We start from the raw sequence: 11,990 nt of genomic DNA on the forward strand, positions 1-11,990 counted from the left end.
CCTCAGGTCCATCAACTTTCTGCTTGTGTCGAACACCTTGGCGTGTGGATCGGTTGCATCGCCCGGCCATTTGTCTGCGCCGCCTGCCCGCAGAAAGGCACCGCAATTCCCACGTGCCGAATCTGTGCCCCAAATCTGGGCGCAGGGCGCGCCGCGCCGGGATGGGGTGGGGCGGATTGCAGCGGGCGGGCGACCGGCCTAGGCTGGCGCCGACCCGCCCGGAACGGTCGCATCCGCACCGACCGGCCCCTGAACCCGGCCCGTCCCAAGGGCCGCGCCCTGCAAGAGGCCAAGCGTGACCCGACCGACCGACGATCCTGCAGCCGAGCCCAGCCCCCGATCGGGCGCGCTGGCGCCGTTTGGCTATCGCGATTTCCGGCTGCTTTGGGGGGCGACGCTGGTGTCGAATTTCGGCGGGCTGGTCCAGGCGGTGGGGGCGGCCTGGCTGATGACCCAGCTGACCGACAGCGCGACGCTGATCGCGCTGGTGCAGGCCTCGAACACGCTGCCGGTGATGCTGCTGGCCATCGCCTCGGGGGCGCTGGCCGATATCTTCAACCGCCGGTCGCTGCTGATGGCGGCGCTGGTGTTCATGACGCTGGTGTCTGTGGCGCTGGCGGTGGTCGCCTGGATGGGCGGGCTGACGCCGTGGCTTTTGTTGGGGTTCACCTTTCTGCTGGGGGCGGGGCAGGCCGTCTATAACCCGCCCTGGCAGGCCAGCATGGGCGATCTGGTGGCCCGCCAGGATCTGCCTGCGGCGGTCAGTCTGAACTCGGTTGGCTTCAACCTGATGCGCAGCGTCGGGCCTGCGGCGGGCGGGTTCATCGTGGCGACGCTTGGCGCCTCGGCGGCCTTTGCGGTCAATGCGTTTAGCTATCTGCCGCTGCTGGGCGCGATGAGCCGCTGGCGCCCCAAGCTGGCGCCCCGCGTCACCACGCCCGAGCCGTTCATGGCCGCGATGGGGGCGGGGCTGCGCTATGTCGCGCTGTCGCCCAATCTGATGCGGGTGATGCTGCGCGGCGCGCTGTTCGGCTTTGCCGCCATCGCCGTGCTGGCGCTGCTGCCGCTGGTCGCCAAAAGCCACCCCGAGGGCGGCTCGCTGCTGTTTGGGGGGCTTTTGGGCTGCTATGGGATCGGCGCGATCGCGGGGGCGCTGCTGAACCCGCGCATCCGGGCGCGGTGGGACAACGAACATGTCGTGCGTATGGCATTCGCGGGCTTTGCGGTTGCCGCGCTGATGCTGGGCCAGACGGAACAGGTCTGGCTGCATGCGCTGGCCATGCTGCCTGCCGGCGCTGCCTGGGTGCTGGCGCTGTCGCTGTTCAACGTGACGGTGCAGCTGTCGACGCCGCGATGGGTCGTGGCCCGCGCGCTGGCGCTGTATCAGACGGCAACCTTTGGCGGCATGGCGACGGGGGCGTGGATCTGGGGGACGGTCGCGGGCGCGCAGGGGCTGGACACGGCGCTGACACTGGCGGGGCTGGTGCTGCTGGCCGGCGCGGGGATCGGCATCTGGCTGCGCGCGCCGGAATTCGGCGCGGTGGATCTGGACCCGGCGAACCGTTTCCGCGAACCGGCGCTGCGGCTGGATCTGCGGGGCCGGTCGGGGCCGATCATGATCATGGTCGATTACCGCATCGATCAGGATGACGTGGCAGAATTCCTGCGCCTGATGCGCCTGCGCCGCAACATCCGCCGCCGCGACGGGGCGCGCAACTGGGCATTGCTGCGCGATCTGGAACATCCCGACCAATGGAGCGAAAGCTATCACATCGCCACCTGGGACGAATATGTCCGCCACAACCTGCGCCGCACCGTCACCGATGCCGAGGTTGCCGTGTCCCTGCGCGCCCTGCACAAGGGCGATGCCGACCCGCTGGTCCACCGGATGATCGAACGCCACTCGGTCGGCCCGCAGGACGATGTGCCGTTGATGGGCAAGATCGAGATCCCCTGACGCCACCCACGCGCCCCTCTGCGATGGGCAAGGCCGGGGGCCGTCTGCCCCCGGACCCCCGAGGATATTTCCGGACCAATGCAGGGGTTAGATCTTTCTTAATCTTCGCCTGTTATCACCATGGCACGGTACAGGCGGGGACGCCGATGACTGTGACCGAAGCAGGCACCCTGTCTGACGCTGGAGAGATCCCCGGCAGGCAGGGTGTTCTTGGCCCCTTCCTCCTGCATTGGTCTGCAAATATCCCGGGGGGAGTCCGCAGGACGGGGGGCAGCGCCCCCCTTTTGCGGCGGCTACAGCCTGTCCCGCCAGAGATTGACCAGCGGATAGCGGCGGTCCAGCCAGAAGGCGCGGGGCGAGATGCGCGGGCCGGGCGCGGCCTGATAGCGTTTCCATTCGCTGGCATAAAGCAGCTTTTCGACCTGCCGCACCGTATCGGCGTCAAAGCCTTGGGCGACCAGATCGGCCAGAGACAGATCCTGTTCGACCAGCCCTTCCAGAATCGCGTCCAGCACCTCGTAGGGGGGCAGCGAATCCTCGTCCTTCTGGTCGGGGCGCAGCTCGGCCGAGGGGGGTTTGGCGATGATGCGGGGGGGAATGACCTCTCCGGGGCGGCCCAGCATCCAGTCGCGGTGATGATCGTTGCGCCAGCGGCAGGTCTGGAACACCCGCATCTTGTAGAGATCCTTGATCGGGTTATAGCCGCCCGCCATGTCGCCATAGATCGTGGCATAGCCCACCGCGACCTCGGATTTGTTGCCGGTCGTCAGCAGCATCTCGGCGAATTTGTTCGAGATCGCCATCAGCATCACGCCGCGCAGGCGGGATTGGATGTTTTCCTCGGTGATGTCGGGGCGGGTGCCCTCCATCAGATGCGCCAGGGCGCCACCCACCGCGTCGCGGGCGCCCTCGATCTGGACCGTGTCCAGCCGTGCGCCAAGCCGGGTCGCGCAATCCGCGGCGTCGTCCAGACTGGTCTGCGAGGTGTATTCCGACGGAAGCATCACGCAGCGCACATTGTCGGGGCCGATCGCATCGCAGGCGATGGCCGCGACCAGCGCCGAATCGATGCCACCCGACATGCCCAGCACGACCTTGGAAAAGCCCGACTTGCGCAGGTAATCGCGCAGGCCCAGCATCATCGCGAAATAATCCTGTTCCCAGGCATCGGGCTGGGGCGCCATCGGGCCGGGTTCGGCCTGCCAGCCATCGGGGCCACAAGTGAAGTCGACATGGACCACCCCCTCCTGAAAGGCGGGCAGCTGGACGACCTTTTTGCCGCCGGGGTTCAGCACGAAGCTGGCGCCGTCATAGAGCTGATCGTCCTGCCCGCCGACCATGTTCACATAGACCAGCGGCAGGCCTGTCTCGATCACGCGGCCGACCATATGCCCCATGCGCAGGTCCAGCTTGTCGCGGTGATAGGGGCTGCCATTGGGCACGATCAGGATCTCGGCGCCGGTTTCGGCCAGCGTCTCGGCCACGTCGGGATACCAGCTGTCCTCGCAGATCGGGCTGCCGATGCGCGCCGGACCCACCGGATAGGGGCCGCTGATCGGGCCGCTGTCGAACAGCCGCATCTCGTCGAACAGTCCTTCATGCGGCAGGTGATGCTTCAGCAGGCGGGCGACCAGCGCGCCGTCGCGAAAGATCCAGTAGGCGTTGTACAGCTTGCCATCCTCGGCCCGCCACGGCCCGCCGATGCCAAGCGCGGGGCCGCCGGTCAGCGACTGGCCAAGCGCCATCACCTCGGCCATCGCCTGCTGGGTAAAGGCGGGTTTCAGCACCAGATCCTGGGTCTGGTACCCGGTGATGAACATCTCGGGCAAGGCCAGCATGTCGGCGCCCGCAGCCTGCGCCTGATGCCAGGCGTCCCGCGCGATGGCCGCATTGCCGGGCAGATCGCCCACGGTGGCGTTCAGCTGGCCGATGGTCAGGCGAAATCGGTCGGTCATGATGGTCACTCCGGTCGGTTGCCCTGTCGATAGCGCACCGGGCGCCCAAGGAAAAGTCGGCCTTTGCGTGCGGGCGCGGGCTGGGGTAAACCTTGGGCAAAGCACGAAAAGGGCACAGGCGATGAAAGCGGCAATCGGGACGGCCATGGCCTTGGTTCTGGCGGGGACGCTGGCGGGGCCTGTCATGGCGCAGGTCGTGACCCGTCAGTATGACGATGGCGGCATTTACGAGGGCACGTTCCGCAACGGCCTGCAGCACGGTCAGGGCAGCTATGTGCTGCCCAACGGCTATCGCTATGAGGGCGATTGGGTCGAGGGCCAGATCATGGGTCAGGGCCGGGCCGAGTTTCCCAACGGCTCGGTCTATGAGGGGCGCTTTTCGCGCGGCAAGCCCGAGGGTCGCGGCAAGATCACCTATGCCGATGGCGGCACCTATGAGGGCGACTGGGTCGGCGGCGAGATTTCCGGCACTGGCATCGCGCGCTATGCCAATGGCTCGGTCTATGAGGGGCAGTTCGCGCGGGGCCTGCATCAGGGCAAGGGCGTGCTGACTCAGGCCAACGGCTATCGCTATGAGGGCGACTGGAATGCCGGGGTGAAAGAGGGGCAGGGCCGCATCACCTATCCCGACAGTGCAACTTATGAAGGCGGCATGCTGGCGGGTCAGCGGGCCGGGCGCGGCAAGCTGGTGATGGCCGACGGGCTGACCTATGACGGGGTCTGGGCGGCGGGCCAGATGTCGGGCACGGGCGTGCTGGTCCAGTCCACCGGCGACCGCTATGAGGGTCAGCTGGAAGCAGGGCGCCGTCAGGGCAAGGGCGTCGCCACCTATGCCAATGGCGATGTCTATGACGGCGATTTCGCCGATGACCGCCGCCACGGTCAGGGCACCTTCACCGGCGCGGACGGCTATGTCTATGTCGGCGAATGGTCGGAAGGTCGGATGGAGGGGCGGGGGCAGATCACCTATCCGGACGGTTCGGTCTACCTGGGCCAGATGCGCGCCGACCGCCCCGACGGGACCGGCAAGATCACCTATGCCGATGGGTCGACCTATGACGGGCAATGGTCCGAGGGCGTGATCGAGGGCGATGGCCGCGCCGCCTATGCCAATGGCATGGTCTACGAGGGCAGTTTCCGCAATGCGCGGAACAACGGCCAGGGGCGGATGTCCTATCCCGACGGCTATGTCTATTCCGGCGCATGGCGCGACGGGCAAAGACATGGCGAGGGGCAGGCGACCTATCCCGATGGCACCGTCTATACCGGCAGCTTCGTAAGTGGTCTGCGCGAGGGGACGGGCCGGCTGACCACGCCGGACGGGTTCATTTATGAAGGCGGCTGGAAGGCCGGAGAGATCGACGGAACCGGGGTGGCCACCTATGCCAATGGCGACCGCTACGAGGGGACGTTCGCGGCTGGCAAGCGGCAGGGGCAGGGCGTGATGCGCTATGCCACCGGGCAGGTTGCGGCGGGCGAATGGCAGGACAACCGTCTGGTCGAGGCGGACGCCGGAGCCACCGACAGCCCGGCACCGGGCGATGACGCCGCCGCCCCCGACATGCCGCTGGAGGCACCGTGAGCCGGGGCCTGTGGACGGGCGTCCGGTGACGGATCCGGACCTGCAGTTCCGAAAGGCGCGGGCGGCGGACCTGCCCGCCATCCTTGCGCTGCTGGCCGATGACAGGCTGGGCGCCGCGCGCGAGGCGTCACCCGCCGATGGGCTGGCGCCCTATCTGGCGGCGCTGGCGCAGATCGATGCCGATCCCAACCAGTTTCTTTGCGTGATCGAGCAGGCGGGCCGTGTCGCAGGCACATTGCAACTGACCTTCATCCCCGGCCTGTCACGCGGTGGCGCGTTGCGCGGCCAGATCGAGGCGGTGCGGGTCGCCCGCGACCTGCGCGGCGCGGGCATCGGGCGTGCGGCCTTTGACTGGGCGATTGCCGAATGCCGGGCGCGGGGATGTGCGCTGGTGCAACTGACCACCGACAGATCGCGTGCGGATGCGCATCGGTTCTATGAGGGGCTGGGCTTTCAAGCCTCTCACATCGGCTACAAGCTGCTTCTGGACTGACCGGGCCGGTCAGCCCTTGTCATCCGTCCCGAACAGCCCGCGCAATCCGCGCGTCACCAGATTGCCGACCTTGGGGCGGGGCTGGGACAGGAAGGGCAGGGGGCGGCAGACCTCCATCGCGGCGATGCCGACGCGGGCGGTCAGGGCGCCGTTGACCAGCCCCTCGCCAAAGCGGCGCGACAGCTTGGCCAGAATGCCACCGCCCGCGACCGTCTGGATCAGATCGTCGCCCGCCGCCACCGCGCCCGTGGCGATCAGATGGGTGATGACCGTGCGCGCCAGCCGCCAGCCACCCACCGCCCCCGCGCGCCCGCCATAGATTTCGGCCATGCGGCGGATCATCCGCAGATTGGCGGCCAGCGCCGCCGCGACATCGGCCAGGGCCAGCGGCACCAGTGCGGTGGTGGCGGCGACGGTGCGGGCGGCGGCCTCGATTTCCCGGCGCGCCTGCTGGTCCAGACCGGCCAGCAGCTCGGCCTCGGCCAGGGTTAGCAGGGCATGGGCGTCGAAGGTCTCGGCCCGCCGTTCGGCCAGCCGCTGGCGCTGCCATTCCATGTCGGGGCGGCGGGCATAGAGGGCGACCAGACCGTCGGTCACGGCTTTGGCCTGATCCAGACTGCCCTCGGCCAAGGCCGCGCCCGCCTGCCGCTGCAGCGCGTCGATCCTGGCAAAGCGCCGCCAGGCCCGCCATTCGCGCACCGCCATGCCAAGCGCGGCCAGCGTGAACAGCGCGAACAGCGCCACCGCCACCCATCCCAGCAAAGGATAGCGGTTCAGCAGGCCGTTGATGAAATCCAGCGCCATGACAGACAGCAGAAAGGCGAACAGCGCCGCCCCCGCATTGATGAACAGCCGCGTCAGCCGCGAGGGGCGGTGACCGACCAGCCGGGTCACCATCTCCATCGTGCGGGGCTGGGGCAGGGGGGCGTCGCTGGCGTCGATCGTGGGCGCATCGGCGGGGTTGGGCAGATCGTCCAGCACGGTTTCCGACCGGGGCGCGCGGTTGTCCGCGGACCGGGGCGCGGGGTCCAGTTCCATCAGCACCGGGCCGCGCGGGCGGCGCGGCGGGTTCGAACCAGAGGGCGGCAGATCGGCGGGCGAGGTCACAGGCGGTCTCCGATCAGGAATTCGGCGGCGCGGTCCAGCCGGATATGCGGCGGGCCGTCGCCGGGGCGCGTCGTCAGGGGCGCAGGGGCAAAGTTCATGATCGCGTAATCGCTGTCCAACCAGCCCTCGGCCCCCTGCCGCGCCGGATGCAGCAGCATTGCCGGGTCCGAGGGCAGATCGCCCGCATAGAACGCGGCCTGCCGCCCGTCCAGCAAGCGACCCCGCACGGCGGGCAGTTCCTCGTCGCCATGGGTGATCATATCCTCGGTCGTGGCGCGCAGGGCGGCGATGGCCATCGCCTCGGTCCGGGCGCCCTGAAAATCGGCGCGGTCGCGGGCCTCGCGCAGCATGGCCGACAGGATCGCGGTCAGGCGGTTGTGTTGGGTGTGGTGCAGATGGTCCGCCTTGGTCGCGGCAAACAGGATGCGTTCCACCCGCCTTGTGCCCAGGATCTGCGCCAGCCACCCCGCCCGACCGGGGCGAAAGGCGGTCAGCACATCGGCCATCGCGCGGCGCATATCCTCGACCGCCTGCGGGCCTTGGTGGATCGCGCCCAGCACATCGACCAGCACGACCTGCCGGTCGATCCGGGCGAAATGGTCGCGGAAAAACGGCCGGATGACGCGGGATTTGTAGGCATCGAAGCGGCGGCGGAATTCGCGGCCCAGCTTGCCGGCCTGCAGATCGGTGGGCAGGGGCGCAAAGGTGAGCGCGGGCGATCCGGCCAGCTCTCCGGGGATCAGGAAACGGCCCGGCGTGCAATCGGACCAGCCCGCCTCGCGCGCGGCGTTCAGATGGGCGGTATAAATGTCGGCGAGCTGGTGGGCCTGCGGTTCGGACAACGGATCCTCGGGCGACAGGGCACCAAGCGCCGCGTGGAACCGATCGGCGCCGGGGCGGCCGGGCATGCGGCCCAGAACCTCGGCCGACCATTGGGCAAAGTCCCGCTCCATCAGGCGCAGATCCAGCAGCCATTCGCCCGGGTAATCGACGATATCCACATGCAGGTTGCGCGCGCCGCGAAGGCCGCCGAAGAGGCCCCCCCCCTCCAGCCGCATCGACAGGCGCAACTGGCTGACATGGCGGGTGCCGTCGGGCCAATGCGGATCGGGACCGGTCAGCGCCGCCAGATGCCGTTCGAAATCAAAGCGCGGAATCGTATCGTCGGGCTGCGGCTGCAGCCACACGGCCTTGAGCCGTCCGTCGGCGGCGGCGCGCAGCGATTGCATCCGCCCGCGTTCCAGCAGATTGGCCACCAGCGAGGTGATAAAGACCGTCTTGCCCGCCCGCGACAGCCCGGTCACGCCGATGCGCACCACCGGGTCCGCAAGGCCCAGTCCCATCATCACGTCACTGCCGATGCCCATGCCTGGCCCCTGATCATCCCGTCGCGTCATCTAACGCGGCTGGCGCAACATAGGTCCGCGACCCTGCGAATGCCATCGGCGGCATTGGCGATTGTGAAAGGCGGGGCGGCGACGGTATCAGGGCCTCATGACCGACGCTTTGCCCATCGACGAGGTTCTGCCCCAGCTGTGCGCGGCGCTGGCCCGCCATGGCCGCGCGGTGCTGGTGGCCCCCCCCGGTGCGGGCAAGACGACGCGGGTGCCGCTGGCGCTGCTGGACCGGGTGGCGGGCCGCATCCTGATGCTGGAACCGCGCCGTCTGGCCGCCCGCGCCGCCGCCGAACGGCTGGCCTGGGCCCTGGGCGAAGAGGTCGGCGGGCGCGTCGGCTATCGCATCCGGGGGACATCCGTCCCCGGATCGCGCATCGAGGTGGTGACCGAGGGCATCCTGACCCGGATGATCCAAGGCGATCCGTCGCTGGCGGGCGTCGGCTGCGTCATCTTCGACGAATTTCACGAACGCAGCCTGAATGCCGATCTGGGCCTTGCGCTGGTCTGGGAGGCGCGGGGCGCGCTCCGCGAGGATCTGGCGGTTCTTGTCATGTCCGCCACGCTGGAGGCCGGGCCGGTCGCGGCCTTGCTGGACGATGCCCCGGTGATTGTCTCGGAGGGCCGCGCCTTTCCGGTCGAGACCCGCTGGCTGGACCGCCCCCTGCCCGCCGGCGCGCGCCTGACCGACGAGGCCGCGCGCCTGATCGCCCATGCCGAGGCCGAGACGCGCGACACCGGCGGCTCGATCCTGGCCTTTCTGCCCGGCGAGGGCGAGATCCGCCGCGTGATGGCGGCGCTTGGCGGCACGGGATGCGAGCTGGTGCCCCTGTATGGGGCGCTGGATTCGGCGGCGCAGCGCGCGGCGCTGGCACCCCCGGGCGCGGTGCGGCGGATCGTTCTGGCGACGGCGATTGCCGAAACCTCGCTGACCCTGCCCGGCGTGCGGGTGGTGGTCGATGCGGGCCGGGCGCGGCGGGCGCGGTTCGATGCGGGCAGCGGCATGTCGCGGCTGGTGACCGAACGGGTCAGCCGCGCCGAGGCCGAACAGCGGCGCGGTCGCGCGGGCCGGGTGGCGCCGGGGCTTTGCTATCGCATGTGGGCGCGGGCCGAGGAGGGCGCGCTGCCCGCTTTTGCCCCGCCCGAAATCATGGTCGCCGATCTGACCGGGCTGGCGCTGGAACTGGCGGTCTGGGGTGCGGGGCCGGGCGATCTGGCTTTTCTGACCCCCCCGCCCGAGGCCGCGCTGACCGAGGCGCGGGCCTTGTTGCGGGATCTGGGCGCGCTGGACGGGGCGGGCCGGATCACGGATCACGGGCGCGCGCTGGCCCGGCTGCCGCTGCATCCGCGTCTGGCGCATATGCTGATCGCTGCGGGACGCGAGGCGGCAGAGCTGGCGGCGCTGCTGTCGGACCGCGATCCCCTGCGCGGCGCGGGCACCGATCTGGAAGCGCGGCTGCGGGCGATCCGCGATCCCGGCGGGCGCCATCCCTTTGAAGTGAACCGGCAGCGCGCCGCCCGCATTCGGGCCGAGGCGGTGCGGTTGCGCCGGATGGTTGCGTCCCGCGACGCCGGGGGGGGCGCTGCCCCCCCCGGCGTCGCGGGATATTGGCGCCAAGATGAAGGGGCGATCTCGGTCGGGGGCATGGCTTCGCTGGCCTATCCGGACCGGATCGGGCTGCGTCGCAGCGGCGAGGAGGCGCGGTTCGTGCTGTCGGGCGGCAAGGGGGCGGTGATGGAGCGGTCCGATGCGCTGGCCGGGCAGCGGCTGATCGTGGCGCTGGATCTGGACGGGGATCAGCGCGAGGCGCGTATCCGGCTGGCCGCGCGGATCGACGAGGCTGAATTGCGCGCCCTGCACGCGGCGGCGATCGCGCCGGTCCGCATCTGCGACTGGTCGCGCCGCGAGGGTCGGGTGCGGGCGCGGTTGCAGGAGCAGTTGGGCGCGCTGGTCCTGTCCGACCGGGTCTGGCCGGATGCGCCGCCCGAGGCCCTGGCCCGCGCCGCGCTGGAGGGGTTGCGGCTGGACGGTCTGTCCTGGAGCGCCGCTGCCGCGCGTCTGCGGGCGCGGATCGCGCTGTTGCCCGATCTGGGGCCGGTGGGCGATGCCGATCTGCTGGAGGACGGCGACTGGCTGCTGCCCTGGCTGGGGCGGGTGCGGGCGCTGGCCGATCTGCGGTCGCTGGATCTGGTCGAGCCGCTGAAGGCGCGGATCGGGTGGGAAGGCCAGCAGCGGCTGGACCGCGAGACGCCGGGGCATTTCACAACGCCTCTGGGGCGCCGTGTGCCGATCGACTATGGCGGCGAGGAACCCTCGATCGAATTGCGCCTGCAGGAGCTGTTCGGCGTGACGCGCCATCCATCCGTCGGGGGCAGGCCCTTGCGGATCACGCTGCTCTCGCCGGGCGGCAAGCCGGTTCAGGTGACGATGGACCTGCCGGGGTTCTGGGCGAGCAGCTATGGCGATGTCAGGAAGGACATGCGCGGCCGCTATCCCCGCCATCCCTGGCCCGAGGATCCGACCGCCGCCGATCCGACCCTGCGGGCCAAGCCGCGCGGTACCTGAGAGTCTGGCAGCGGGGGCCCTAGTCGACCGGTCGGATCAGCTTGCTGTCCAGCACCCGCAGCACCTGTGCCAGATCATGGCCGCGTTTCAGCACCCGCCCGTCCATGCCGATCACCGCATAGGCCCCTTGGGCCGCGCGCAGGCGGGGACGTTTCTCGATCCGGTAGAGGGGATGTTCGGCGGCGCGGCGAAAGACGCTGAAGACCGCCGCGTCGCGCAGGAAGGACATGGCATAATCGCGCCATTCCCCCGCGGCGACAAAGCGGCCATAGGTGGTCAGGATCAGCCCCAACTCCTTGCGGTCAAAGACCACGCGGTCGGGGTCGGGCTGGAACGGCGGTCCGGCATTCATCATGACATGATGGTGACACCGGGCCGCGTCCGGGGCAACGGCAAAGGTGTCAGTAGCAGCTGACCGTATCGATCCGACCGCCGCGCCCGTATTCGATGTTCAATCGATCGGCACGGAAATCGGCGGTCACCATGTCGTCGGGGCCGATCACGCGGGTGTTCAGCGGGAAGTTCATCGAGGCCAGCGCATCGCGCGGCTGGCCGATCAGCCCCTGATAGCCCGCGGCGCCGCACAGATCGGGCGCCGGCTGAACCGGGGGGGGGACGGGCGTCACGGGCTCGCAAGCGGCCAGAAACGTGGCGGAGAGGATCAGGGTCAGGGCAATCTGGCGCATGGGGGTTATCCGCAATCGATCTTGGTGATGATGCCGGCCGCATCCAGACGGAAGACAAGCCGGTTGGGGTCATAGTCCTGAGGCTCGATCCCGCGAAACTCGACGATGCGATAGGTGCGGGTCAGGCCGAGGGTCGGGATCACGCTGCCGGGCTGGCCGACCCGGCTGGCCTGTTCGCTGGCCTTGCACAGGTCGGGCTGGCGTTCGGTCAGACCGGCGATGCCGCTGACCGGGGCCGGGGCCATCGGGG

The 11,990-nt window shown here is 69.5% G+C and carries 9 protein-coding genes and 1 pseudogene; 4 read left to right on the top strand and 6 right to left on the bottom strand.

Translation table 11 applies throughout. The features are described from left to right. Window positions 1-295: 295 nt before the first annotated feature. Window positions 296-1,957 (top strand): MFS transporter, encoded by a 1,662-nt coding sequence (locus EG885_RS16580; RefSeq protein WP_242679707.1) that lies wholly within the window; start codon window positions 296-298, stop codon window positions 1,955-1,957. 293 nt (window positions 1,958-2,250) lie between these two features. Here the strand turns inward: EG885_RS16580 and EG885_RS16585 are convergent, their stop codons facing one another. Next, window positions 2,251-3,912 carry an NAD+ synthase gene (locus EG885_RS16585; RefSeq protein WP_131576666.1) on the bottom strand — a complete coding sequence of 554 codons (1,662 nt, stop codon included), beginning with the start codon at window positions 3,910-3,912 and terminating at the stop codon, window positions 2,251-2,253. A 121-nt stretch (window positions 3,913-4,033) separates the two neighbouring features. Between EG885_RS16585 and EG885_RS16590 the strand changes: the two genes are divergently transcribed. Both EG885_RS16590 and EG885_RS16595 read left to right on the top strand, forming a co-directional pair. Continuing rightward, window positions 4,034-5,494, top strand: coding sequence for an MORN repeat-containing protein (locus EG885_RS16590; protein ID WP_131576669.1), 1,461 nt, complete (start codon window positions 4,034-4,036; stop codon window positions 5,492-5,494). Between the two features lie 25 nt (window positions 5,495-5,519). Beyond that, the gene (locus tag EG885_RS16595) at window positions 5,520-5,987 is read left to right on the top strand and encodes a GNAT family N-acetyltransferase (protein WP_242679708.1); all 468 of its coding nucleotides are present in this window, start codon (window positions 5,520-5,522) and stop codon (window positions 5,985-5,987) included. A 9-nt stretch (window positions 5,988-5,996) separates the two neighbouring features. Here EG885_RS16595 and EG885_RS16600 read toward each other — a convergent pair whose 3' ends face one another. Both EG885_RS16600 and EG885_RS16605 read right to left on the bottom strand, forming a co-directional pair. Further along, complete coding sequence (locus EG885_RS16600) at window positions 5,997-7,025, bottom strand: YcjF family protein (protein WP_131576696.1); 1,029 nt, start codon at window positions 7,023-7,025, stop codon at window positions 5,997-5,999. A gap of 65 nt (window positions 7,026-7,090) precedes the next feature. Continuing rightward, entirely contained in the window at window positions 7,091-8,461 is a 1,371-nt protein-coding gene (locus EG885_RS16605; RefSeq protein ID WP_131576676.1) for a YcjX family GTP-binding protein, read from the bottom strand. Between the two features lie 127 nt (window positions 8,462-8,588). On the opposite strand from EG885_RS16605, the gene hrpB reads away from it, so the two are divergent. After that, on the top strand, window positions 8,589-11,054 hold the full coding sequence (gene hrpB / locus EG885_RS16610) for an ATP-dependent helicase HrpB (RefSeq protein WP_131576680.1): 2,466 nt from the start codon (window positions 8,589-8,591) through the stop codon (window positions 11,052-11,054). A gap of 19 nt (window positions 11,055-11,073) precedes the next feature. Here the strand turns inward: hrpB and EG885_RS16615 are convergent, their stop codons facing one another. From EG885_RS16615 to EG885_RS16625, 3 genes and pseudogenes are all read right to left on the bottom strand, one after another. After that, complete coding sequence (locus EG885_RS16615) at window positions 11,074-11,406, bottom strand: DUF2794 domain-containing protein (RefSeq protein WP_131576698.1); 333 nt, start codon at window positions 11,404-11,406, stop codon at window positions 11,074-11,076. Between the two features lie 49 nt (window positions 11,407-11,455). Further along, window positions 11,456-11,740, bottom strand: a complete 285-nt coding sequence (locus EG885_RS16620; RefSeq protein WP_131576684.1) for an I78 family peptidase inhibitor — start codon at window positions 11,738-11,740, stop codon at window positions 11,456-11,458. 5 nt (window positions 11,741-11,745) lie between these two features. Beyond that, window positions 11,746-11,990, bottom strand: a pseudogene (locus EG885_RS16625) (hypothetical protein); the annotation flags it as partial.

Source organism: Paracoccus nototheniae (genome assembly GCF_004335005.1).
Lineage (GTDB): Bacteria > Pseudomonadota > Alphaproteobacteria > Rhodobacterales > Rhodobacteraceae > Paracoccus > Paracoccus nototheniae.

Bases quoted from the DNA above. Each gene is read 5' to 3' on its own strand.
- EG885_RS16585 (WP_131576666.1), bottom strand. From the start codon at position 3,912: ATGACCGACCGATTTCGCCTGACCATCGGCCAGCTGAACGCCACCGTG.
- EG885_RS16590 (WP_131576669.1), top strand. From the start codon at position 4,034: ATGAAAGCGGCAATCGGGACGGCCATGGCCTTGGTTCTGGCGGGGACG.
- EG885_RS16600 (WP_131576696.1), bottom strand. From the start codon at position 7,025: ATGGAACTGGACCCCGCGCCCCGGTCCGCGGACAACCGCGCGCCCCGG.
- EG885_RS16605 (WP_131576676.1), bottom strand. From the start codon at position 8,461: ATGGGCATCGGCAGTGACGTGATGATGGGACTGGGCCTTGCGGACCCG.
- hrpB (WP_131576680.1), top strand. From the start codon at position 8,589: ATGACCGACGCTTTGCCCATCGACGAGGTTCTGCCCCAGCTGTGCGCG.
- EG885_RS16615 (WP_131576698.1), bottom strand. From the start codon at position 11,406: ATGAATGCCGGACCGCCGTTCCAGCCCGACCCCGACCGCGTGGTCTTT.
- EG885_RS16620 (WP_131576684.1), bottom strand. From the start codon at position 11,740: ATGCGCCAGATTGCCCTGACCCTGATCCTCTCCGCCACGTTTCTGGCC.